Origin of the sequence: Polymorphospora rubra (assembly GCF_018324255.1) — a bacterium.
Taxonomy (GTDB): domain Bacteria; phylum Actinomycetota; class Actinomycetes; order Mycobacteriales; family Micromonosporaceae; genus Polymorphospora; species Polymorphospora rubra.
In genome coordinates this window covers 6496247-6519784 of sequence record NZ_AP023359.1, presented here as the reverse complement: position 1 = coordinate 6519784, position 23538 = coordinate 6496247, and the positions used below count along the sequence as shown (strand labels likewise).

The 23538-nt window shown below is 76.7% G+C and carries 8 protein-coding genes and 1 pseudogene; 7 read left to right on the top strand and 2 right to left on the bottom strand.

Annotated elements, in window-relative coordinates:
• Positions 1-59 precede the first annotated feature (59 nt).
• On the top strand, positions 60-2687 hold the full coding sequence (locus tag Prubr_RS37790; protein WP_212818114.1) for a LuxR C-terminal-related transcriptional regulator: 2628 nt from the start codon (positions 60-62) through the stop codon (positions 2685-2687).
• Here Prubr_RS37790 and Prubr_RS29300 read toward each other — a convergent pair whose 3' ends face one another.
• Positions 2688-7178 (bottom strand): HAD-IC family P-type ATPase, encoded by a 4491-nt coding sequence (locus Prubr_RS29300; RefSeq protein ID WP_212828674.1) that lies wholly within the window; start codon positions 7176-7178, stop codon positions 2688-2690.
• Between the two features lie 410 nt (positions 7179-7588).
• Entirely contained in the window at positions 7589-8182 is a 594-nt protein-coding gene (locus Prubr_RS29295; protein WP_212818113.1) for a pentapeptide repeat-containing protein, read from the bottom strand.
• Between the two features lie 203 nt (positions 8183-8385).
• Between Prubr_RS29295 and Prubr_RS29290 the strand changes: the two genes are divergently transcribed.
• The 6 genes and pseudogenes from Prubr_RS29290 to Prubr_RS29265 all read left to right on the top strand — a co-directional run bounded on the left by Prubr_RS29290 (position 8386) and on the right by Prubr_RS29265 (position 23505).
• Positions 8386-9087, top strand: a complete 702-nt coding sequence (locus tag Prubr_RS29290) for a DUF6875 domain-containing protein (RefSeq protein ID WP_212818112.1) — start codon at positions 8386-8388, stop codon at positions 9085-9087.
• Positions 9077-12283, top strand: a complete 3207-nt coding sequence (locus Prubr_RS29285; RefSeq protein WP_212818111.1) for an AMP-binding protein — start codon at positions 9077-9079, stop codon at positions 12281-12283. Before Prubr_RS29290 ends, Prubr_RS29285 begins: the two co-directional genes overlap by 11 nt.
• Entirely contained in the window at positions 12280-15453 is a 3174-nt protein-coding gene (locus Prubr_RS29280) for a non-ribosomal peptide synthetase (protein WP_212818110.1), read from the top strand. The genes Prubr_RS29285 and Prubr_RS29280 overlap by 4 nt, the downstream gene beginning before the upstream one ends.
• A pseudogene (locus Prubr_RS29275) lies at positions 15450-18443 on the top strand (non-ribosomal peptide synthetase); the annotation flags it as partial. The gene Prubr_RS29280 and the pseudogene Prubr_RS29275, both read left to right, overlap by 4 nt.
• Positions 18401-18895: a phosphopantetheine-binding protein gene (locus tag Prubr_RS38020; RefSeq protein ID WP_343221525.1), complete on the top strand. Its 495-nt coding sequence runs from the start codon at positions 18401-18403 to the stop codon at positions 18893-18895. The pseudogene Prubr_RS29275 and the gene Prubr_RS38020, both read left to right, overlap by 43 nt.
• The gene (locus Prubr_RS29265) at positions 18892-23505 is read left to right on the top strand and encodes a non-ribosomal peptide synthetase family protein (RefSeq protein ID WP_212818108.1); all 4614 of its coding nucleotides are present in this window, start codon (positions 18892-18894) and stop codon (positions 23503-23505) included. The genes Prubr_RS38020 and Prubr_RS29265 overlap by 4 nt, the downstream gene beginning before the upstream one ends.
• Positions 23506-23538 lie beyond the last annotated feature (33 nt).

Genomic DNA, 23538 nt, shown 5'->3' with positions numbered 1-23538 from the left:
CGCTGGACGACACTGTCTAACTTGCCCGTAAACCGCATGGGTAACAGGAGGGCACGGGGATGCGGATGGTCGCGGATCGGTTGTCGGGGGACGGCCCGCTGGTGGGGCGCGACGACGAACGGGAACGGATCGCCGGGGCGCTGACCGCCGTACCGGGCTCCGGGGTGCTGCTGGTCGGCCGGCCCGGGGTGGGCAAGAGCCGGCTTGCCGCGGCGGCCCTGGACGACCACGAACGCGTCGGTGCCGCCGTCGTCCGGTTGGCCGCGACGCCCGGCTGGCGGGAGGTGCCGTTCGGCGCCGTCGTCGACCTGTTACCCGGCGCGGCCCTCGGCGTCACGGACGTGTTCCGTGAGGTGGAGCGTCGTCTGCACACCCTCGCGGCCGGCCGGCCGGTCGTGGTCGGCGTCGACGACCTGCACTTTCTCGACGACGCCTCCGCCGCGCTGCTGGAGCGGCTGATGATCGGCGGCGCGGTGCACGTACTGGCCGGCACCCTGGACTCGACCATCGACGCCCCGCCGGTCGCGCTGCTGCGCCGGGCCGGCGCGCTGGCCCGGGTCGAGGTGCCGCCGCTGGCGTTCGCCGACTTCCGCGACCTGGTCTCGGCGCTGCTCGACGGCCCGGCCGACGGGCTCACCCTCGACGCGCTGTGGCGGCTCACGCTGGGCAACCCGCTGTTCGTACGGGAGGTGCTGCGGGCCGGTTTCGCCGACGCGACCCTGCGCCGGGAGAACGGCATGTGGCACTGGCGTCCCGAGCACCTGGGCACGCCCGGCCTGCCGGAGGTCGTCGGGCTGACCGTCGGCGCGCTGACCGCGACCGAGTCGTCGGCGCTGGCGTACGTCGCGTACGGCGCCCCGGTCCCGCTGTCGCTGCTCGAACGGCTCGTGCCCGCCGAGGTCACCGAGCAGCTGGAGGAGCGTGGCCTGATCCGGCTGGACCAGAGCGGCCAGCGCACCGTGGTCCGGCTCGGCCACCCGCTGTACGGCGAGGCGGCGCGGGCCCGGACCGGCGCGCTGCGGACCCGGCGGATCCTGCGCGAGCTGGCCGACGCCCTGGAACCGGAGACGGCCGGCGCCGAGGACCGCATCCAGGTCGTGTCGTGGCGGGTCGAGGCCGGGCTCGAGGTCGACGAGGCGGAACTGCTCGCCACGGCGACCGAGGCACTGCGCCGCGGCGGCGCCGCGCTGGCGCTGCGGCTGGCCGAGCGGGTGCCGACCGCCGCCGGGGCGTGGCACGCCGGTCGGGCCCTGGTGGCGCTCGGCCGGCACCAGGAGGCCGACGAGCGGCTGCGGCGCGGCTACGCGGAGATGGACGCGCCCGGTGACCGGGCACAGGCCGCCGCGCTGCGCGCGCTGAACATGTTCTGGGGGTTGCGCCGCCCCGACGACGCCCTGCGGGTGCTGGACGACGCCGGCCGGACACTGCCGGCCGAGGTGTGCCACGAGCTGCTGTCGGCGCAGGCCGGGATCGCGGTGTTCTGCGGTCGCGGGCACGAGGCGCTGGCGACGATCGCGACCGCCCTGGAACAGCCCTCGCAGGACCCGCTGCTGGCCACCGCGATCGCGCCGTTGCGGCCGTACGTGATGGTCTTCGCCGGGGCGCCGGCGCAGGTCGCGGCCTCGTTCGCGGCCGGCGACCCGGCACTGCCGGAGGTGTGGCCGACGATGCGGGCGGCCACCCAGACGTGCCACGTGCAGGCGCTGGTGATGGCGGGCCGGATCACGGAGGCGACCGAGGCCGCGGAACGCTACTACGGGGACGCGGTGGCGCACGGCTCACCGGACGGGGTGGGCCTGCTGGCGATGGCGCGCGGCATCTGCGCGGGCGAACGCGGCCAGGTCGATGCGGCGTCCCGCTGGATCCACGAGGCGCTGGCGGTGACCGACTCGGCGACGCTGTTTCCGATCCGGGTGAAGATCCTGGCGATGCAGGCGTGGTGGGCGGCGCACCGGCGCCGGTTCGACGAGGGCTGGGCGGCGATCGAGGAGGTGGCCCGGCTGGTCCCGGAGGGCAGCGACGCCGGGGACTACGCCCGGCTGAGCAAGGCGTGGCTGCTGGCGATGTCGGGCGAGCCGGGCCGGGCCGTCGCGCTGCTGCGGGAGCTGACGGACGCGTTCCTGGCCGGCGGGCTGATGTCGGTGGGGATGGACGCGCTGCACCTGTGGTCACGGCTGGAGCCGTCGACCGCTGTCGCCCGGGAGGCCCGCCGGATCGCGGACCTCTGCGACACGCCGTTGTTCGAGTGGTACGCCGACTACGCCGAGGCGCTGGCGGCCCCCGATCCGCTGCGGTTGGAGGAGATCAGCCAGCGGTGGGAGGACCAGCGGTACGACCTGCTGGCGCTGGAGGCGGCGGTGCACGCGGCCCGCTGCGAGCCGCCGGACGGCCGGACGGCGAGCCGACTGGCCCGCCGGGTCGAGCGGCTGCGGCAGGAGTGCGCCGGGTTCTGGCCCGCCTGGCTGGACGAGCCGGATCCGGCCGGTCCGCTGACCCCGCGCGAACGGGAGGTGGCCGCGCTGGCGGCGGCCGGACTCGGCAACCCGGAGATCGCCGAGCGGCTGGTGCTGTCGGTGCGGACGGTCGAGAACCACCTGCAGCGGGCGTACGGCAAACTCGGCATCCGGGACCGCCGGGAGCTGGCCGCGGCGATCGGCGCCCCGGCCGCGCCGGCCGCCGGTCGGTGATCAGCGGGCGGGCACGCCCCCGGCCTGGCCGATCTTGGATCTGTTGCCGGAATCGCGTCCGGTTCTGTCGGTGGCATCCCCTTGATCGTCGCCAGGGGACCCGTCGCGGGCGGCGGGTGCGGCGGTCGGGAGGATCAGGCGGCCCAGTGCCGTGTTCGCCACCGTGGCGCAGGCCGCCGAACCCGTGGCTATCCCCCAACCGACCGGGCCGAGCGGCGTGCACCCGAAGAACTGGCTCAGCCCCGGCGTCTGGATCACCGTCACCAGGACGCCGGCGGAGACCGCGGCGGTCGCCAGCACGGCCGGGCTGGCGCCGCCGGTCAGCACCGTCTGGCCGAGCTGGGTGCCGACCAGGGCGGCGAGGGCGACCGTGCCGGCCCGCCGGCGACGGCCGGTCACCCGGGCCAGGGTCCAGCCGGCGGTGGCACCGAACGCGGTCGCCCCGGCCCGCAACCCGATCTCCCGGTTCAGGGTCGCCCCGAGCGACGCGTCCGGGCCCTCGGCGAGCAGGTCGACGCCGGCCTCCGGGCGGGGCGGACGGACCGCGATCGCCATCGCCGGTGCCAGGTCGGTGAGCAGGTTGACCAGCAGCAGCTGGCGGGCGGTGAGGGCGGACTGCCCGGTGGCGGCGGCGGTGACGACGCTGAACGCGATCTCGCCGAGGTTGCCGCCGACCAGGACGCTGAGCGCGTGCCGTACCGACGACCACATCGCCCGTCCCTCGACCAGGGTGGCGATGATCGTCTCCAGCCGGTCGTCGGTGACGACCAGGTCGGCGGCGGCGTGCGCGGCCGGGGTGCCGCGCTGGCCGAGCGCGATGCCGACGTCGGCGAGCCGGATCGCCGGGGCGTCGTTGGCGCCGTCACCGGTCATCGCGACCGTCCGGCCGGCGCCGCGCAGCGCCTGGATGATGCGTACCTTGTGGGCCGGGGTGCAGCGGGCCACCACGTCGGTGCCGGCGAGCCGTTCGGCGAGCGCCGTGTCGTCGAGCGCGTCGAGTTCGGCGCCGGTGGCGACCCGCTGGCCGGCGTCGTCGGTGCTGATGATGGCGGCGATCGCCTCGGCGGTGGCCGGATGGTCGCCGGTCACCATGATCGTGTGCACGCCGGCCTCCCGGATCCGCCGGACCGCCGGCGCGGCGCTGTCCCGTACGACGTCGGCCAGCGCCACGAAGCCCAGGAACGTCAGGTCGCCGACGTCGCCGTCGGCGACCGACGACGTGGTCGCCGACGGGCACTCGGCGATCGCCAGCACCCGCTGCCCGGCGGCCGCGTGCCGGGTGAGCGTCTCCTGCAGCGCCGACCGCCCGGCGGCGTCCAGCGGTACCTCACCGCCCGGCTCGCGTCGGCGGACGCAGCGCGGCAGCACCACCTCCGGGGCGCCCTTGACGCTGAGCAGCAGTGCGCCGTCCGGGCCACCGACGGTCGCGTGGTAGCCGCGCGACGCCTCGAACGGCAGCGCCGCCGCCAGGCGCCAGCCGGGCGAACCGGCGTCCGGCCCGACCCCGGCCGCGCGGGCGCCGGCCAGGACGGCGGCGTCGGTCTGCTGCGGCAGGTCGGCCGGGTCGTCGGCCTCCGGCGTGGCCCGCAGCGCCGCCGCGAGCACCGGGCGCAGCTCGGCGGGCAACTCGTCGAGGCCGGCGTACCGCCCGGCGTCGCCGACCCCGGCGAGCCGCAACCGGCCCTCGGTCAGGGTGCCGGTCTTGTCGAAGCAGAGCACGTCGACCCGGCCGAGTGCCTCGATGGTGCGCGGGTTGCGGACCAGGGCGCCGTGGGTGGCGAGCCGCCGGGCGGCGGCGAGTTGCGCGGCGGAGACCAGGAACGGCAGCCCCTCGGGTACGGACGCCACGGCCAGGTTGGCGGCGGTCGCCCCCGTCTGCGCCAGTGGTACGCCGTGCAGCAGTCCGGCGCCGGCGACCGCCACCGCCGAACCTGCGGCCAGCGGAAGCGCCGCGCCGGTCAGCTCGGTCAGCCGGGCCTCGACCCCGCTGGCCGGGGCGGCGCCGCGGGCCAGCGCCATCCCCCGACCGGCCTCGGTGTCGGCGCCGGTGGCGACGACCACCGCGACGCCGTGGCCGGCGGCGACGCTGGTGTCCTGGTAGACCATGGACCGGCGGTCGGCTACCTCGCCGGCGACGATGGCGCCGCTGCCCTTGGCCACCGGCAGCGACTCACCGGTCAGCGACGACTCGTCGGTCTCCAGGCCGACCGCCTCCACCACCCGGCAGTCGGCGGGAATCGCGTCGCCGGGGCTGAGCAGGACCAGGTCCCCGGGAACGAGGTCGTCGCCGGCGACGGTCTGTTCGGCGCCGCCGCGCCGGACCCGTACGGTGACCGCGGAGCGGGCGAAGAGCCGCCCGAGCGCGCGTTCGGTGGCCGCCTGCTGGCCGGCGCCGATCAGGGCCGACACGGCCAGTACCCCGCCGACCAGGCCGGCGTCGACCGCGGAGCCGACCGCGGCGGACAGCCCGGCGCCGAGCGCCAGCACCGGCGTCAGCGGGTTGGCGAGTTCGTCGAGGAAGGCGCGGGCGAACCCGGCGCCGACCGGCGGTTCGCCGGAGGTCTGCCGGGCCCGGCGGCCGGCCTCCTCGTCGGTCAGGCCGTCCGGCCCGCTGCCCAGCCGGTCGAAGACGACCGGTACCGGCATCAGGTGCCACGGCGTGGTCGGCGCGGGCGGGGTCGACGGGGTGCGGGGCAGCTCGTTGGCCCGCCAGACGCCGTTGCCGAGCGCGACGGCGGAGGTGATGTGCAGCGGCACCTGGGCCCGGCCGGGCAGGTCGTCGGGCGGGCTGGTGAACGCCGTCACCGCACCGAGGCCGGTGCCGGCGCCGGACAGCACGATGCACTGCTGGATCATGCGCCGGGCGCCGCCGGCCGCCTCGACCACCATCGCGGCGACGTCGATGTCGGTGTCGACGATCAGGTGGGCGCCCCAGGCGGGCAGCCCGTCGGCGCGGGCGGTGCCGACACCGCAGTCGGCGGCGGCCAGTGCCCGCTGGTCGCCGGAGACGAGCATGACCATCGCCCCGTCGGCCTGCAGGGCCCGTACGGTCGAGGTCAGCCCGTCGCCGCTGTCCGGGGTGGCGACGACCAGCCGCAGCCCGGCCCGGCGGGCGGCGTCGGGCAGGATCTGGCTGGCCCGGGCGGGTTCCGCGGTGGCGCCGGCCAGCGCGACGAGCCGACCCTGGCGGGCGAGTCCGAGCACGGTCCCGCCCCGCTCGCGCAGCTCGCGGATCCGTTCGGTGCCGGGGCCCGGGCCGAGGTCGCCGACCGGGCCGAGGTCCCAGCCGTCGGCGGTGTGCCGGCCGGCCGGTTCGTCGGCGTCGAAGAGCGCGAAGGCCCGCTCGACGATCTCCTGCTCGTCGGGCGCTCCGCCGTCGGACCGGCCGTCTCCGGACGCGCCGGCGGCGGGCAGCGGAACCAGGTCGGTGAGCACGGCCCGCGACGACCGCAGCACCTCGGCGTCGACGACGAGGGTGTCGATCCGGTCGAGTTCGCGCAGCACGCCGCGGTCGACCACGACCACGCCCCGGCGGCCCAGCATCGCGCCGAGCCGGGCGGCGTAGCCCTCCCGGCCGGCGGCGGCGGCCTTCGGCAGGGTGGACAGGGCGACGGCGGCGGCCCGTTTGGCGCCGGCGAACGGCAGGGTGGCGGCACCGGCCAGCGCGCCGGCGGCGAGCACCCGGACGGCGTACCGCTCGACCGGGCCGTCCGGTTTGGCGACCGGCCGGTCCTGGCTGGCGCACGGGGCGGCGGCCCGCTCCGGGGTGCCGGCGAGCCGCGGTTCGGCCCTGTCCCAGGCGGCGAGTTCGGCGCGGGCCTCCTGCCACTGCAGCAGCCGCTGGGTGGTGTCGAGCACGATCCCGGCCCAGCCGCCGGACAGCCCCTGGGCCAACGACTCGGCCAGCGGCAGCACCGAGTCGGCGCGCGGGATGCCCTGGAGGCCCTTGCCGGCGAGCATGTGCAGCCGGGGGTGCAGGTCGACGACCTTGAGCAGGCCGGCGAGTTCGCCGGGCAGGGAGGTGAACGGCAGCACCCGGGTCGCGGCGGCGAGGCCGAGCCCGAGCGCGTCGGCGGCGAGGGTGGCGACGGCCCGCCCGGTACGGGGCCCCTCCTCGGGCGGGTGCGGCGGGTCGACGTCCGGGTCCGGGGCGTACCCGTCGTTGCGCTCGATCCCGCTGATCACCGAGATCAGCCGGTCGAGGTCGGGCTCGGGCTGTTCGACGGCGACGACGACCCGGCCGGTCGGCGCGTTGATCCGTGCCCACGCGACGCCGGGGACCTTGGCCAGGGCCGCCTCGACCCGCCGGCCCAGCCGGCCGCCGGCGGGTTCGGCGATGCCCCGGACCTCGATGTGGTGCCGGCCCGGCCGGGACCACACGCCGCGCTGGTTGATCCCGGCGACCCTGGCGAGTCCGGCCACGACGGTGCCGGCGTGGCCGACGACCGCCCGCCCGACGGCCGCCAGCGGTCGCACCCCCGCCAGGTTCATCGACTGCTGTCGGTTGCCGGCCGCTCCGTGCCCCACGCCATGTCGCCTCCCAGACCCGTCGGTAGGCCCGTGGGCTTCCCAGTTCCCTCCCACATATGCCGCCCCGCGCACCGACATGGTCGGGGTACGCCGCCCGGCCCTCTCCCGCCCACCCCGCGGAAGGCATCCGCGTGGCGGTGCGTGGTGATCGTCAGCTGTTCCGCCGTTATGGGTACGGCGTGTCGAACCGCCGGACAGCAGATGATCACAGGTGCCCCGGCGGCTTGCCGAGGAAGGACCCCGAGGTGGTGTCGCGGTCCACAGCGAATTCGGCGTACGCACAGCGAACTCGCTGTGGGGCGTGGCAGTGGTGTCCCGCCTCAGCGGGCCGGTGGACCGGGCCGGTGCGGCGGACGAGAGTCGGGGGCGGGTCAGCCGATGCGCAGGCCGAGCGCCTGGGCGATCACGACGGCCTGGGCGGCGTCGATGACGGCTCCGGCCAGCCGGACGGCCGACGGGTCGAGCGCGGTGAGGTCGCTGCCGCGCAGGTCGGCACCGGACAGGTCGGCGCGGGTGAGGGTGGCCGCCGACAGGTCGACGCCGGTCAGGGTGGCGCCGGAGCAGTTGGCGCCGGACAGGTCGACCTCGCGCATCCGTACGTCGGTGAACGTCACCCCGCGCAGGTCGGCGCCGGCCAGGCTGACGAACGACCAGTCGCCGCCGGTCACCCGTAGCGGCCGGGTGCCGCAGTCGGTGAAGGTGGTGCCGGTGAGCTTGCAGCCGGTGAACTCGGCGTCGAAGAGTTCGGACCGCTCGACGGCGCACCGCACCAGGGCGGTGTCGTGGTGGCGCGACGCGTTGAACCGGACGTTGGCGAAGGTGCAGCCGGTGAAGGTGACCCGCTGGGTGGACGCGTCGGTCAGGTCGACGCGGCGGAAGGTGCATCCGGAGTAGACCCGGTCGACCATCTCCTCGCCGTACCAGTCCTCGTCGACGAACTCGCGGCCTTCCACCACTTCCGGCATGGCTGACACCGTACTGCCCGCCGGGCGGTGGAGGCGGCCTCGGGGGTTCGTCCGATCCCGACATTGGCTGTTAGGACGACTAACTTCACTGTTAGGACTACTTACTAATTCACATACCTCTTACTAGCGTGACTGCCAGCGCGCACGGACCGGTCGCCCGAGCAACCGGACCGCCCGGCCGCGTACGCAGACGAGGGGCCCACATGCTGACCCACCCGGCGCACGCCCGCCACACCCTGATCGAGGTCGCCGACCTTGAACAGGACCCGCCACCGCAGCCGGTGCGCGGCCACGAGCGGGCACTGCGCACCGTCGTCGACTGGGCCCGGAACTACCTCTGCCGCCCGCACCCCGACCTCGGCCGGACCGGCAGCGTCTGCCCGTACGCCCAGGGGTCGCTGGACCGCGACGCCTTCTACCTGGCCGTGGCACCCGGCCGGGACCACACCCCGGCCGACCTGGACCGGCTGCTGGTCACCTACCGGGACTGGTTCGTCGACCTCGCCGCGCGGCACGGCACCGCCGCGCAGTTCACCACCGTCCTGGTCGTCTTCCCGGACCTGCGGCCCGACGACGTGCCGCCGGTCGTCGACCGCACCCAGGAGCGGCTGAAGTCGCGGTTCGTCGCCCACGGGCTGATGCTCGGCGAGTTCCACGACGGCCCGCCGGCCAAGGGCGGGCTGTGGAACCCGGACTTCCCGGCGCTGCGCTGCCCGGTACCGCTGCTGGCGATCCGGCACATGGTGCCGACCGACTTCCTCTTCCTGCGCGACGACCCGGACCACGTACGCGCCTACCTCGCCCGGCACGCCGGCCAGATCCCGCCGCACCTGCGCGCGACCGTACGCGACGCCGTCGACCACTTCGGACTCGAACCCGTCACCGGCGGTGCCGGTGCGCGCTGATCCCCCGACGACGGTGCCGGCACTGCTCGCGGCCCGGGCCGAGGACGAGCCGGACCGGGTCGCACTCGTGCTCGACGGGGTGGGCACGCTGACCTTCGGGCAGTGGCGGACCCGCGCCGACGCGGGCGCGCACGAGCTACGGGCCCGCGGGGTGCGCCGGGGCGACCGGATCGGGTTGGTGTTCGGCGGGGCGGACTGGCTCGACTTCGCGGTCGCGTACTGCGCGGTCACCACGGCCGGCGCCGTCGCCGTACCGCTGTCGGACCGGACGCCGGCCGCGGCCGACCTGCTCACCCGGTGCGGCGCCACCGGCGTGCTGCACGCCGGCGCCGCCCCGGACGGTCCATGGTGGAGTGTGCACGCGGACGACCTGGGCCGGGCCTCCCCCGGCCCGGCCGGCGACGGCGCCCGCCCCGACGACGTAAACCCCTGCGACGTGCGCCCCGACGACCTCGCCCAGATCGTGCACACCTCGGGCACCACCGGCCAGCCCAAGGGGGTGGCCGCCACGCACGCCAACCTCACCTTCGGCGCCACCCCGCGACCACGGCGCCGGCCGCTGGCCCACTCCCGGCACTTCGTGCACGCCTTCCCCATCGGCACCAACGCCGCGCAGACCATGCTGGTCCAGGCGCTGACCGCCCGGCCGGCGGCGGTGGTGGCGCCCCGGTTCGACGCCGACGGCTTCGCCGCGCTGATCGCCCGGCACCGGGCCGGGACCGTCTTCGTGGTGCCGTCGATGGCGATCGACCTGCTGCGCGCCCGCGCGGCCGAGCGGTACGACCTGACGGGTGTGCTGCTGGTCGCCTCGACCGGCGCGGCGCTGCCCCCCGCGGTCGCCCGCGACCTCGCGGCCGCCCTGCCCGACGCGACGGTCGTCAACAACTACACGTCGACCGAGGCCGCCCCGGCCCACACCACCGTCGTCTACGACCCGGACCGGCCGACCGCGCTCGGCCGGCCGGCCACCGGTGCCGCACTGCGGATCACCGACCAGGACGGGGTGCCGCTGCCGCCCGGCACGACCGGCGAGGTGTGGTTGCGGGCCGACACCGTGCCCCGGACGTACTTCGGCGACCCGGCGGCCAGCGCCGCGGTCTTCCACGACGGCTGGGTACGGATGGGCGACCTCGGCCGGCTCGACGCCGACGGCTACCTGCACCTGGTCGACCGGGACGGCGACACCGTCAAGACCGGCGGGTTCAAGGTGTCGACCCTGCACGTCGAGTCGGTGCTGTTCGACCACCCCGACGTCGCCGACGCCGCCGTGGTCGGCCTGCCGCACGCCACGCTGGGCGCGATGGTGGCCGCCGCGGTGGTGCCCCGCCGGCCGGTCACCGCCGACGCGCTGCGGGCCCACCTGACCGACCGGCTCGCCCCGCACGAACGGCCGCTGCGCCTGCTGCTCGTCGACACGCTGCCCCGCAACGACGGCGGCAAGGTGGTCCGGGCCGCGCTGCGCGACCTGTTCGCCCGCCGGCCCGAACCGCTCCCCGCCGGCCGGCCCGACGACGTGGACGGGGCGCCGACGGCGGCGGAGCGCACCCTCGCCGCGCTGTGGGGCCGGGTGCTCGGGGTGCCGGCGCCCGACCGGCACGACGACTTCTTCGCGCTGGGCGGCGACTCGCTCAAGGCCGCCCAGATCGCCACGCTGGCCGCCGCCGAGTTCGGGGTCGCCGTACCCGCCTCGGTGGTGTTCGACCGGCCGGTGCTGGCCGCGCAGGCCGACTGGCTGGCCTCCGCGACCGCCGCCCCGCAGACCGTCGGACCCGACGGGCCGGCCGCCGCGCCCACCCCGTACGCCGCCGCGCCCGACCCATACCCCGCCGGGTCCGACCCCGCCGGGCCCGGCGGTCGGGAGGTGCCGCTCACCGCGCAGCAGGAGAACTTCCTGGCCTGGATGTACGCCACCGACGAACCGCGCGACCCCGGCCCGATCAGCGTCGCGATCCGGATCACCGACGACCTCGACCCGGCCCTGCTCGAGGCGGCGCTGGGTGTGCTGGTGGACCGGCACGAGGCGCTGCGCACCGTGTTCCCCACGCCCGACGGGACGCCGCGCGGGCAACTGCTGGCCGCCTGCCCGCCGGCGGTGACGGTCACCGCCGCCACCGACGAGGCACATGCCGCGCAACTCGTCCGCGCCGACCGGGAACTGCGGTTCGGGCTGGACCGCGGACCGCTGGTCCGGGCGATCGTGGTCCGGCTGGGCGAGGCCGACCACGTGCTCGGCCTCGCCGTACACCACCTGGTCTTCGACGGCTGGTCGATGGGGGTGCTGCTGCGCGAACTCGGCCTGGTCTACTCGGCGCTGCGCACCGGCCGGCCGCCCGCGCTCCCGGTGCTGCCGGTCCCGCACGCCGACGCGGTGCGCTGGACCCGGGCGCAGTGGCCGCACACCCGCCGCTACTGGCTGGACCGCCTCGACGGGGCGCCGGCCGTCGTCGAGCCGTTCCCCGGCCGCCGGCACGCCGTCCGCCTGCACAGCGACTCGCTGGAGTTCCGGCTCGACCCGGCCGCGGCCGGCCGGCTGCGGGCCCTGGCCACCGACCGGGGCGCCACCACGTTCATGCTGGTCACGGCGGCCTGGGCGGCCGTGCTGACCGGGTGGAGCGGGGAACCGGACCTGGTCGTCATGTCCCCGGTCCCCGGACGTGGCCGACCGGAGTTCGAGACGCTGGTCGGCTGCCTGGTGCAGTCGCTGCCGCTGCGGATCGACACCGCCGGCGACCCGACCTTCACCGAACTGCTCGACCGTGTCCGCGCCACCGCGCTGGCCGCCGTCGACCACCAGTACTACCCGTTCGCCGAGTTCTACGCCCGTTTCCCGGCCGCGGCCTGGCTGCGCTTCGAGAGCTGGGGCGGCGACCCGCACTTCCCCGGCCTGCTCTCGCAGGGGTTCCCGCTGCCCCGGGCCCTGGACGCCGACTGGCCGACCCCGGACGGGCAGCCGGATCTCGGCGTACCGGAGCTGGCGATGGTCGAGCAGCCGGACGGGTCGGTGTCCGGCTGGCTGCTGTGGAACTCGTACGCCTTCGACCGCTCCACCCCGCGCCGGCTGGCGGCCGGCCTGCTGCGCCTGCTGCACGCGCTGCCGGCCGGCGCCACGACACCGGTGTCGGAACTGGTCGGCCGGGACCGGCCGGCCGGCGAGGAGCAGCCCGGTGAGCGCTTCCCAGAGACGGAGGTAGTGTGACCACTGTGGACTTACCGCGGCTCGGTCCGGCCTCGGCCGCCCAGCACGGTCTGTGGTTCACCGAGCGGATCGGTGCGGCCGGATCGGCCTACCACATGCCGCTGCCGGTACGGCTGTCCGGCGCACTCGACGTCGCCGCGCTGGCCGACGCCGTCGACGCGGTCGTACGGCGGCATCCGGTGCTGTCGTACGCCTTCGACGACACCGACGGCGAACTGGCGCTGGTCGCCGCCGCGCCGCCCCGGCTGACCCGGCGGCCGGTGCCGGCCGCCGACCTCGCCGCCGCGGTCCGGGCCGAGACGCTGCGCCCGTTCGATCTGCGGCGCGGCCCGCTGGTCCGGTTCACCCTGCTCGGCCTCGGCCCGACCGAACACCTGCTGCTGGTCGTCGCCCACCACCTGGTCTTCGACGGCGAGTCCAAGGACCTGCTGCTGCGCGAGCTGGCGGCGGCGTACGGCGCCCGGGTGGCCCGGGTGCCCGCACCGGCGGACCCGCCGGTGCCGTACGCGGAGCTGGCCGCCGACGAGGCGGCCCGGATCGCCGCCACCACGGCCGCCGCCCGCGAGTTCTGGGCGCCCCGCTGGCGGGAGCCGGAGCCGGTGGTGCTGCCGGGCCTGACCCGCGTCCCCGACGGCGTCGAGCCCGGCGAGGCGGTCGAGTTCGACCTCACCCCGGCGCGGCGGTCGACCCTGGCCGGCTGCGCCGAGACGACCGGACACACCCGCTTCGAGGTGCTGCTCGCCGCCGTGCACGCCGTCCTGCACCGGTACGGCAACGCCAGCCCGACGGTCGCCGTCGACCTCGGTACGCGTACCGCCGCGACCCGGGACGCGATCGGCCTGTTCGTCAACGAGCTGCCGGTGACCGTCCACCCCGACCCGGGCGCGACGTTCGCCGACCTGGTCGCCGCCACCCGCGCCGAACTGCGCGGCACCTATCCGGTCCGGGCGGTGCCGCTGGCCCGCGCCGTCGACGGGCTGCGGCCCCGCCCGGCGCTGGCGCCGGTGTCGGTCAGCTACCGGCGCCGGCCCGGCCCCGACCCGGTCTTCGCCGGGCTGCGCGCCGAGGTCCGCTGGACCGCGTTCAACCACGCCGCCCGCAACGCCCTGCACGTGCAGGTCGTCGACGGCCCCGAGCGGACCACGGTCAACCTCCAGCACGGCACCGGCACCGTCGACCGGGACAGCGTCGACCGGATCGCGGGGCACCTCACCACGCTGCTCGACGCGGCGACCGCCGACCCGGACACGCCGCTGCGGGCGCTGCCGGTGCTCGGCGAGCCGGAGCGCCGCCTGCTGCTGGCCGGCTGGCAGTCGTCGGCCGAGCCCGCCCCGACCGCCGACCGTCTCGCCCCGAACGCCGACGCCTCGGCGGCCGGCCCGCCGACCGGGACGGTGCCGGAGCTGGTCGCCGGCTGGGCGGCGGCCACCCCGGACGCGCCCGCGGTCGTCTTCGCCGGCACCGTGACGACGTACGCCGAACTGGACCGGGCCGCCGGCGTGCTCGCCGACCGGCTGCGGGCCGCCGGTGCCGGGCCCGGGACCCGGGTCGCGGTCCGGCTGCGGCGTTCACCGCAGCTGCTGGCCGGGCTGCTCGCGGTGCTGCGCACCGGTGCCGCGTACGTGCCGCTGGACCCCGACCACCCGCCGGCCCGACGGGCGTACGTGCTCGACGACACCACCCCGGCGGTGCTGCTGACCGCCGCCGGCACCGCCGACGACCCGGCCGCGCACCGGCCGGCGGTGCGGTACGTCGACGCACCCGCCGACCCGGCCCCGGCCGCCGCACCGCCCGCCGCCGGCCCGGACCCGGATTCGGTCGCGTACGTGGTGCACACCTCCGGCTCCACCGGCCGGCCGAAGGGGGTCGAGGTCACCCACCGGTCGCTGGCGCACCTGCTGGACGCGATGCGTGCCGTCCTGGACAGCGGCCCCGCCGACGGCTGGTTGGCGCTGGCCTCCCCGGCGTTCGACATGTCCAAGCCGGAACTCTTCCTGCCGCTGGTCACCGGCGGCCGGGTGGTGCTCGCCGCCGAGGACGACACCCGTGACGGCGCCGCCCTGCTCGAGCTGATCCGCCGGCAGACGGTGACCCACGTCCACGCCACCCCGACGACGTGGCGGCTGCTGCTCGACGCCGGCCTCGCCGACCCGGTCGTGGCGATGTGCGGCGCCGAGCCGCTGCCGTCCGCGCTCGCCCGCGAGCTGCGGCCCGCGGTGCGCCGGCTGGTCAACCTGTACGGGCCGACCGAGGCCACCGTGTGGGCGACGATGGCGGAACTCGCCGACCCGGTCGACGCGGTCACCATCGGCCGGCCGCTGCCCGGTGCCCGGATCCACGTCCTCGACGCGCTGCTGCGGCCGGCCCCGATCGGCGTACCCGGCGAGATCCACGTCGCCGGGACCGGGGTGGCGCGCGGCTACCTGCGTCGGCCCGGCCTGACCGCGCGGCAGTTCCGGCCCGACCCGTACGGGCCGCCCGGAGCACGCCTGTACGCGACCGGTGACCTGGGCCGGTGGCGTCCGGACGGGCAACTGGAGTTCCTCGGCCGGGTCGACCGGCAGGTGAAGGTACGCGGGCACCGGGTCGAGCCGGGCGAGATCGAGGCGACCCTGGACGGGCATCCGGACGTACGCCGGTCCGCGGTCGTGCTCCGCGCCGACGACGGCCGGCCGTGCCTGGTCGCGTACGTCGAGTTCCGGCCCGGCCGGCGGGTGGCCGACGCCGACCTGCGGCGGTTCCTGCGCGAGACGCTGCCGGGCTGGATGGTGCCGGAGGTGGTGGTGCCGCTGGCGGCGCTGCCGACCACGCCGAACGGCAAGCTCGACCGGGCCGCGCTGCCGGCCCCGACCACCGTGCCGCCGCCGGCGGAGCTGGAGCCGGAGGTTCCGGAGCCGGACGCGGGCGGGTTGGCCGACGCCGTCACCGAGATCTGGCGGCAGGTGCTGCGGGTGGACCGGATCGGCCCGCACGACGACCTCTTCGACGACCTGGGCGGCCATTCGCTCAGCGTCACCCAGATCGCCGCCCGGATGCGCCGCCAGCTCGGCGTCGATCTGCCCCTGCACGTCTTCTTCGACACCCCGACGGTCGCCGGCGTGCTCGCCGCCGTCGAAGGCGACGACGGCCCGCCCGGCGCCGACGACCCGCCACGGCCACCCCGACCATGACCGACCACGACTATCCCCGAGGAGGCCGTCCCATGCCGACCACCACCACCCCGGCGGGCGCGGACCGACCCGGCCACGGCGGCGTGGCCGCCCTGTCCCCGCAGCGCCAGGAACTCCTGGCCCGCCGGCTGGCCCAGCTCGGCCTGGCCGGGACCGCCGAGCCGGCGATCCCGCGGGTGCCGCGCACCGGCGGCGAGCAGCGGTTCGCCTGCTCGTCCGGGCAGCAGCGGATGTGGCTGGCCGCCCAGTACGACCCGGCCGACCCGTCGTTCCACGTCGCGATGTCGCAGCGGCTCACCGGCACCCTCGACGTCGGCGCGCTGCGGGCCGCGCTCGGTGACCTGGTCGCCCGGCACGAGGTGCTGCGCACCGTCTACGTCGGTGTCGACGGCGAGCCCCGCCAGGTGGTCCGGCCGGCCGGCGACGTGCCGGTGACCGAGGTCGACCTGCGGCACCTGCCGGCGGCCGGGCGCGAGGAGCGGGCCCGCGAACTCGCCCGGGACGCCTTCGCGGTGCCGTTCGACCTGGCCACCGGACCGGTGCTGCGGGCGTCGCTGTTCCGGCTCGCCGACGACGACCACGTGCTGCTGGCGACCAGCCACCACATCGCCATCGACGGCTGGTCGATCGGCAACGCGCTGCGTGAACTCGCCACCTGTTACGCGTGGCGGCTCGACGGCGGCACGGGAACGCCGCCGCTGCCGGACCTGCCGGTCCAGTACGCCGACTACGCGCAGTGGCAGCACGACGGCAACGCCGACGGCGCCCTCGGGGCGGGACTGGCGTACTGGCGCCGGCACCTGGCCGCGCCCCGGGCCGACGCGCACCTGCCGATCGCCCGCCGGCACGCCGGCCCGGCCCGGGCCGGCGGCGCGAAGGTGCACCTGACGATCGGCCCGGACCTGGTCGAGGGGCTGCGTACGGCGGCCGGCGGGGCGCGCGGCACCACCCCGTTCGTCACCCTGCTCACCGCGTACAAGGCGCTGCTGGCCCGCTACACCGGGCAGCGGGACGTCACCGTCGGCACGCTGGTGGCGGCCCGTACCCACGTGGAGCTGGAGCCGCTGATCGGCTACTTCGCCAACCCGATCGCGATGCGGACCGACGTCGACCCGGATCTGACCTTCGCCGAGGCCGCCGGCCGGGTACGGCGGGCCGTCATCGACGGCTTCGCCCACCAGAACGTGCCGTTCGACGTCGTGGTGCAGGACCTGGCGCCGCGCCGGGACGCCGACCGGCACCCGTTCTTCCAGACGGCGGTGATCCTGCACAACTTCACCGACGACGGGCCGTCGGCGTGGCCGGGCCTGGCGGTGTCGTGGTGGGACAGCCGGCTCGACGACATGCTCTTCGACCTGACCCTGGTCGGGGTGCCGCAGCCGGACGGCGGGCTGGAACTGACGTTCTCCTACCGCACCGAGGTCTTCGACGCCGCCGACGTCGACCGGTTCGCCGGCCACTTCCGGCAACTGCTCGCCGCCGTGGTCGCCGAACCGGGACGGCCGCTCGGCGACGTACCGCTGCTCACCGGGGACGAGCGGCGGCGGGCCCTGACCGACTGGCAGGGCCCGGTCCGCGACGTGCCGGCGGCCGGTTTCCCGGACCTGTTCGCCGCCGCGTGCGCCCGCACCCCGGACGCGGTCGCGGTCGGTGACGCCGACGGTGCGCTGACGTACGCCGAACTCGACGCCCGCGCCGACGCTCTCGCCGCGCTGCTGCGCGGACGCGGGGTGGGTCCGGAGACCCCGGTCGGGATCTGCCTGGACCGCTCGGCGGCGATGCTGGTCGCGATGCTCGGCGTGTGGCGGGCCGGCGGGGCGTACGTGCCGCTGGACCCGGCGTTCCCGGCCGACCGGCTGCGGCTGATGGTCGACGACGCCGGCGTGGACGTGCTGCTGACCCAGCGGTCGGTGCGCGACCGGTTGCCCGACCTGTGCGCCGGCCCCGGCGTCGTCTGCCTCGACGACGGGCCGCCGCCGGCCGCCGCCGGTCCCGCGCCGGCCGCCGTGCAGCCGCGCGCCGACCAGCTCGCGTACGTCATCTACACCTCCGGGTCGACCGGCCGGCCCAAGGGTGTCGAGGTCACCCACGGCGCGGTCGCCAACCTGCTGCTGTCGTTCCGCGACACGCTCGGGCTCACCGGCGACGACCGGCTGCTCGCGGTCACCACCCTGTCGTTCGACATCTCCGTGCTCGAACTGCTGCTCCCGCTGGTCTGCGGCGCCCGGGTCCTGGTCGCCACCTCCGCCGAGGTGGTCGACGGGACGGCGCTGCGGGCCCGCGCCGAACGGGACCGGGCGACGGTGCTCCAGGCCACCCCGGCGACCTGGCGGATGCTGCTGTCGGCCGGCGGGGTGCCGGCCGGCGTACGGCACCGGTTGTGCGGCGGCGAGGCGTTCTCCCGCGACCTGGCCGCCGAACTGTCCGGTGGCCGGCTGTGGAACGTGTACGGCCCGACCGAGACGACGGTGTGGTCGGCGGCCGGCGTCGTCGAGCCCGGCGACGGACCGGTCGTGATCGGGCCGCCGATCGACAACACCCGCATCCACGTGCTCGACGGCCGCGGCCAGCCGGTGCCGGTCGGGGTGGCCGGCGAGGTCCACATCGGCGGGTCGGGCCTGGCCCGTGGCTACCGGGACCGGCCCGCGCTCACCGCCGAACGCTTCGTGCCGGACCCGTTCGGCGACACGCCGGGCGGGCGGCTGTACGCCACCGGCGACCTGGCCCGCCACCTGCCCGACGGGCGGCTGGAGTTCCTCGGCCGCGGCGACCACCAGGTGAAGGTGCGCGGCTTCCGGGTCGAACTCGGCGAGATCGAGGTGGCGCTGCGCGCCCAGGCGGGCGTCCGGGACGCGGCGGTGACCGCCTGGCACGGCACCGACGACGGCGACGCCCGCCTGGTCGGGTACGCCGTCGCCGACGACCCCGGCACCGACCCGGCGGCGCTGTGGGCCGCCGTCGCGCCCGGCCTGGCCGCCCGGCTGCCCGGCTACATGGTGCCGGCGACCCTGGTCGTCCTCGACGCGCTGCCGCTGACCCCGAACGGCAAGGTCGACCGGCAGGCGCTGCCGGCCCCGGACTGGGGCGCGACCGACACCACCCCGTACGTCGCCCCCGCGACCTGGTCGAGGCGGCCGTCGTCCGGATCTGGGAGGAGGTCCTCGGCGTGCACCCGATCGGCGTCGACACCGACTTCTTCGCCCTCGGCGGGCACTCGCTGCTCGCCGAACGGGTGCTGGCCCGGATACGGGCGTACTTCCAGCTGGAGGCGCCGACCCGGGCGCTGTTCGAGGCGCCGACCGCCGCCGGGCTGGCCGCCGCGCTGACCGCGCTCGAACCGGTTCCCGGCCAGGTCGCGGCGGTCGCCGAACTGCGGGCCCAGATCGAGTCGATGTCGCCCGAGGCGGTCGAACTCATGCTCGCCGAGGAGGGCGGTCGATGACCGCGTCGACCGACCAGCTGCTGGCCGTACTGCTGGCCCGGCGCGGCATCGAGGTCGCCGCGACGCAGGCGATCCGGCCCGGCGACCGGACCGGGGACCTGCCGCTGTCCCCCGCCCAGCAGCGGATCTGGTTCCTCGACCGGCTCGGCGTCGGCGACTCGACGTACCTGATGGGCACCGCCCACCGGCTGACCGGCCCGGTCGACCCGGACGCGCTGGCCGGGGCGCTGCGGCTGCTGGTGCGCCGGCACGAGCCGCTGCGGACCCGGTTCACCGACCGGGACGGCCACCCCGTGCAGCGGATCGTCGACGCCGACGACCCACGGGTCGCCGTACGGCTGCCGGTCGTCGACCTCGGCGACCTGCCGGCCGCGACCCGCGAGACCCGGCTGCGCCGGCTGGCCCGCCACGAACTCGGCCGCCCGTTCGACCTGCGCACGCCGCCGCTCGTGCGGGCCGCCCTGGTCCGGCTGGCCGCCGACGACCACGTGCTGCTGCTCACCTTCCACCACATCGTCTGCGACGACGTGTCGGCCCGGGTGCTGGCGGCCGAGTTGACGCGGACATACGCGGCGCTCGCCACCGGCCGGCCGGCGGACCTGCCACCGTTGCCGGTGCAGTACGCCGACTACGTCCGGTGGCTCGGCGAACGCGACCCGGGGGTCGTGGCCGGGCAGGAGACGTACTGGCGGGAGCGGCTCGCCGGCGCCCCGGCCCACCTCGACCTGCCGACCGACCGGCCCCGGCCGGAACGTCCCCGGTCGCCGGCCGGCAGCCACCCGTTCCGGCTCTCCGGCCGGCTCACCGCGGCCGTCGAGGCGCTGCGCCAGCGGGAGGACTGCACGACGTTCACCGTGCTGCTGGCCGCGTTCAAGATCGTGCTGGCCCGGCACAGTGGCCAGGACGACCTGGTCGTCGGCGTACCCGCGGCGAACCGCTCGCTGCCGGAACTCGAGTCGATGGTCGGCATGTTCGTCAACACCCTGGCGCTGCGCACCGACCTGCGCGGCGACCCGACACTGCGCGAGGTGCTGCGCCGGGTCCGGCAGACCAGCCTCGGCGGGCTCGGGCACCGCGACGTGCCGCTGGAGCGGGTCGCCGAACTGGTCCGGCCGGACCGGGGCGCCGGCCGGCAGCCGCTGTTCCAGGTGATGTTCGTCCTCAACAGCGGCGACGACCGGCCGGTTTCCGGGCCGACGGCCACCGGTGCGGACCCGGCGCCGGGCGGGACCGGCGGCGGGCTGACCGTGACGCCGGCCGGGCTCGCCGGCGGCACCGCCCGGTTCGACCTGACGCTGCTGGTCGTCGACGGCGCCGGCCCGCTCGCCGGGCAGCTCGACTACGACGCCGAACTGTTCACCCCGGCGACCGTCGCCCGGCTGGCGGCACACCTGGAACTGGCGCTGACCGCGCTGGCGGACACCCCGGACCTGCGGCTTCGCGACCTCGCCCTGCACACGCCCGGGGACCTCGAACTGCTCCGGTCCGGCCTGCGCCCGGCAGCCGGACCGGAGCCCACCACCCCGACCGGGTACGTCGACGACCTGATCGCGGCGCAGGCCGCCCGCACCCCGGACGCGCCGGCCGTGGCCGGCGACGGGACGGAGCTGACGTACGGCGAACTGGTCGGGCGGGCCGACCGGCTGGCGCGGCGGCTGCGGGCGGCCGGGGTCGGCGCGGACACCCCGGTCGGGATGGCGCTGCGCGCCGGGCCGGACGGTGTCGTCGCGCTGCTGGCGATCATCCGCGCCGGCGGGGCGTACCTGCCGCTGGACCCGGGGCACCCGGTCGACCGGATCGGCGCGCTGCTCGCCGACGCCGGGGCGACGATCCTGGTCACCGACGCCGCCGGCCGGGACCGGCTGGCCGGGCTGCCGGCGACCGTCGTCGACGTCGCCGGGACGGCCGACCGGGGCGGCGACCCGGACGGGCTGCCGGCGCGGCGACCGGACCAGCTCGCGTACGTCGTCTACACGTCGGGCTCGACCGGGCGGCCCAAGGGCGTGATGGTCACCCACCGTACGCTGACCGCCCTGGCCACCTCGTTCCGCGACGTCCACGGGTTCGGGCCCGGCCAGCGGATCCTGATGATCCCGCCGTTGACCTTCGACGCGTCCGTCGGTGACGTGTTCCCGGCCCTGATCAGCGGGGCGGCGCTGCTCGTGCACCCCGACCCGGCCGCGCTCACCGGGCCGGCGCTGCTCGAGCTGTGCGTGGCGCAGCGGATCACCGCCGTCGACGCGCCGGCCGCACTGTGGCAGCGCTGGGTCGACGACCTCGCCGGCGACCCCCGGCAGGTCCCCGCCGACCTGCCGCTGACCGTGATGATGGTCGGCGGCGAGCGGGTGTCGGCGGACAAGCTCGGGACCTGGCACCGGCTCACCGGCGGCCGGACCGCGTTCTACAACCACTACGGTCCGACCGAGGCGACCGTGTGCGCCACCGTCCTGCGGTCCGAAGGCCTCGCCGACGGGTACGTCCCCGGCGGGCACCTGCCGGTCGGCCGGCCCCTGCCGCACGTGCGGGCGTACGTGCTGGACCGGCGGATGCGGCCGGCCCCGTACGGCGCCGCCGGCGAGCTGTACCTCGGCGGCGACTGCCTGGCCCGCGGCTACCTCGGCCGGCCCGACCTGAGCGCCACGGCGTTCGTGGCCGACCCGTTCGCGGCGGCGCCCGGCGCGCGGCTGTACCGCACCGGCGACCTGGCCCGGGTCGGGTCGGACGGCCAGCTCGAGTTCCTCGGCCGGGTCGACCGGCAGCTGAAGATCCGCGGGCACCGGATCGAGCCGGCCGAGATCGAGGCGGTGCTCGACGGGCACCCGGCCGTCGCCCGGTCGGTCGTGGTGGCGCGCGGGCAGCGGCTGGCCGCGTTCGTCGTGCCGGGCGGCGCGGTTCCGGGTGGCCCGGTGCCGGGCGGGGCGACGGGCCGGGCGGGGACGGGCGGGGCGGGGACGGACCGGACGGTGCCGGCCGCGGACGACCTGCGGGCGTTCCTGCGGGCCCGGCTGCCGGAATACCTGGTGCCGGCGACGTTCACCGCACTCGAGCGGCTGCCGCTGACCGCGCACGGCAAGGTGGACCACGAACGGCTGCCCGTCGAGGTCGCCGACGGCGGGCCGCCGTTCGTCGCGCCGCGTACGCCGGCCGAGGTCGCGGTGGCCGGGGTGTGGTCGCGGGCGCTGGGCCGCGACCGGGTCGGGGTCGCCGACGGGTTCTTCGACCTGGGCGGGCACTCGCTGCTGGCGGCACCGGTGCTCAGCGAGGTCAACCGGCGGTTCGGCACCCGGCTGCCGCTGCGGGCGCTGTTCGAGGCACCGCGGCTGGACGCGTTCGCCGCCCTCGTCGACGCCGCCGCGGCCGAGGCGGGCGGGGTTGACGCGGGCGGAGCCGGGACGGGCGGGGTTGACGCGGACGGGGCCGGGACGGGCGGGGTTGCGGTCGCGCCGGCCGCCGTCCCGGCGGCTCCCGTACGCCACCGGGGCGGCCTGCGCGCCGAGGCGGAACTGCCCGACGACGTACGCCCCGCCGGCGCGTACACCCCGGCGGCCGACCCGGCCGGGGTGCTGCTGACCGGCGCGACCGGGTTCCTCGGCGCGTACCTGCTCGACGATGCGCTGCGGCACACCACCGCCGACGTGTACTGCCTGGTCCGGGCCGCGTCCGACGGCGCCGCGGTGGCCCGGATCGAGGCGAACCTGCGCCGGTACGGGCGGTGGCGACCGGCGTACGCGGCCCGGATCGTCCCGGTCACCGGCGATCTCGCCGAGCCCCGGCTGGGGCTCGATCCGGGCGGCTTCGACGCGCTCGCCGACCGGGTCGACGTGGTGCTGCACAACGGCGGCGTCGTCCACTTCGTGCAGCCGTACGGGCGGCTGGCGCCGGCCAACGTCGCCGGGACGGTGGAGGTGCTGCGGCTGGCGTCGCGGGGGCGGCCGAAGGCGGTGCACCACGTGTCGACGCTCGGCGTCTACCTGTGCCCGGCGTACGCGTCGCGGACCGTGACCGAGGCGGTGCCGCCGGACGAGCCGGACGGCCTCTACGGCGGCTACAACGAGAGCAAGTGGGTCGCCGACCGGCTGGTCCGCACCGCGCGGGAGCGGGGGCTGCCGGTGTCGGTGCACCGGCCGGCGCGCATCACCGGGGACAGCCGCACCGGCGCCGGCAACGACGACGACTGGTTCAGCCGGCTGCTGCGGACGTTCGTCGAGGTCGCGGCGGTGCCGGAGCTGGGGTACGACGAGGACATGGCACCGGTCGACCTGGTCGCGGCGACGATCGGCGGGCTGTCGCGGCGACCGGAGGCGCTGGCCGGCGACCGGCACTACTACACGCCGGGGTTGTCGTATCCGGCGATCGCGGATGTGCTGCGCGATCTGGGTCGGCCGGTACGGCTGCTGCCGTACCGGGACTGGCGGGCCGAGGTGGTGCGGGCCGGGACCGGGGTGGCGCTCGGCCCGTTCGTGCCGACGCTGCCGGAGACGGACGGCCCCCGCGACCACCCGGTCTTCGACTGCACGGACACGCGGCGGTCGGCGGCGGCCGCCGGTGTCCCCACCCCACCCACCCCCGACACCCTGCTACGGACATACCTGAACACCCTCCTCCCCTGACCCGCCCGCGGCCGGCGAGGGAACCTGTGATCA

What these genes read in the sequence shown, in the direction of transcription:
- Prubr_RS29290 (WP_212818112.1), top strand. Translation starts at nt 8,386, where the DNA reads ATGCTGACCCACCCGGCGCACGCCCGCCACACCCTGATCGAGGTCGCC.
- Prubr_RS37790 (WP_212818114.1), top strand. Translation starts at nt 60, where the DNA reads ATGCGGATGGTCGCGGATCGGTTGTCGGGGGACGGCCCGCTGGTGGGG.
- Prubr_RS29300 (WP_212828674.1), bottom strand. Translation starts at nt 7,178, where the DNA reads ATGAACCTGGCGGGGGTGCGACCGCTGGCGGCCGTCGGGCGGGCGGTC.
- Prubr_RS29265 (WP_212818108.1), top strand. Translation starts at nt 18,892, where the DNA reads ATGACCGCGTCGACCGACCAGCTGCTGGCCGTACTGCTGGCCCGGCGC.
- Prubr_RS29295 (WP_212818113.1), bottom strand. Translation starts at nt 8,182, where the DNA reads ATGCCGGAAGTGGTGGAAGGCCGCGAGTTCGTCGACGAGGACTGGTAC.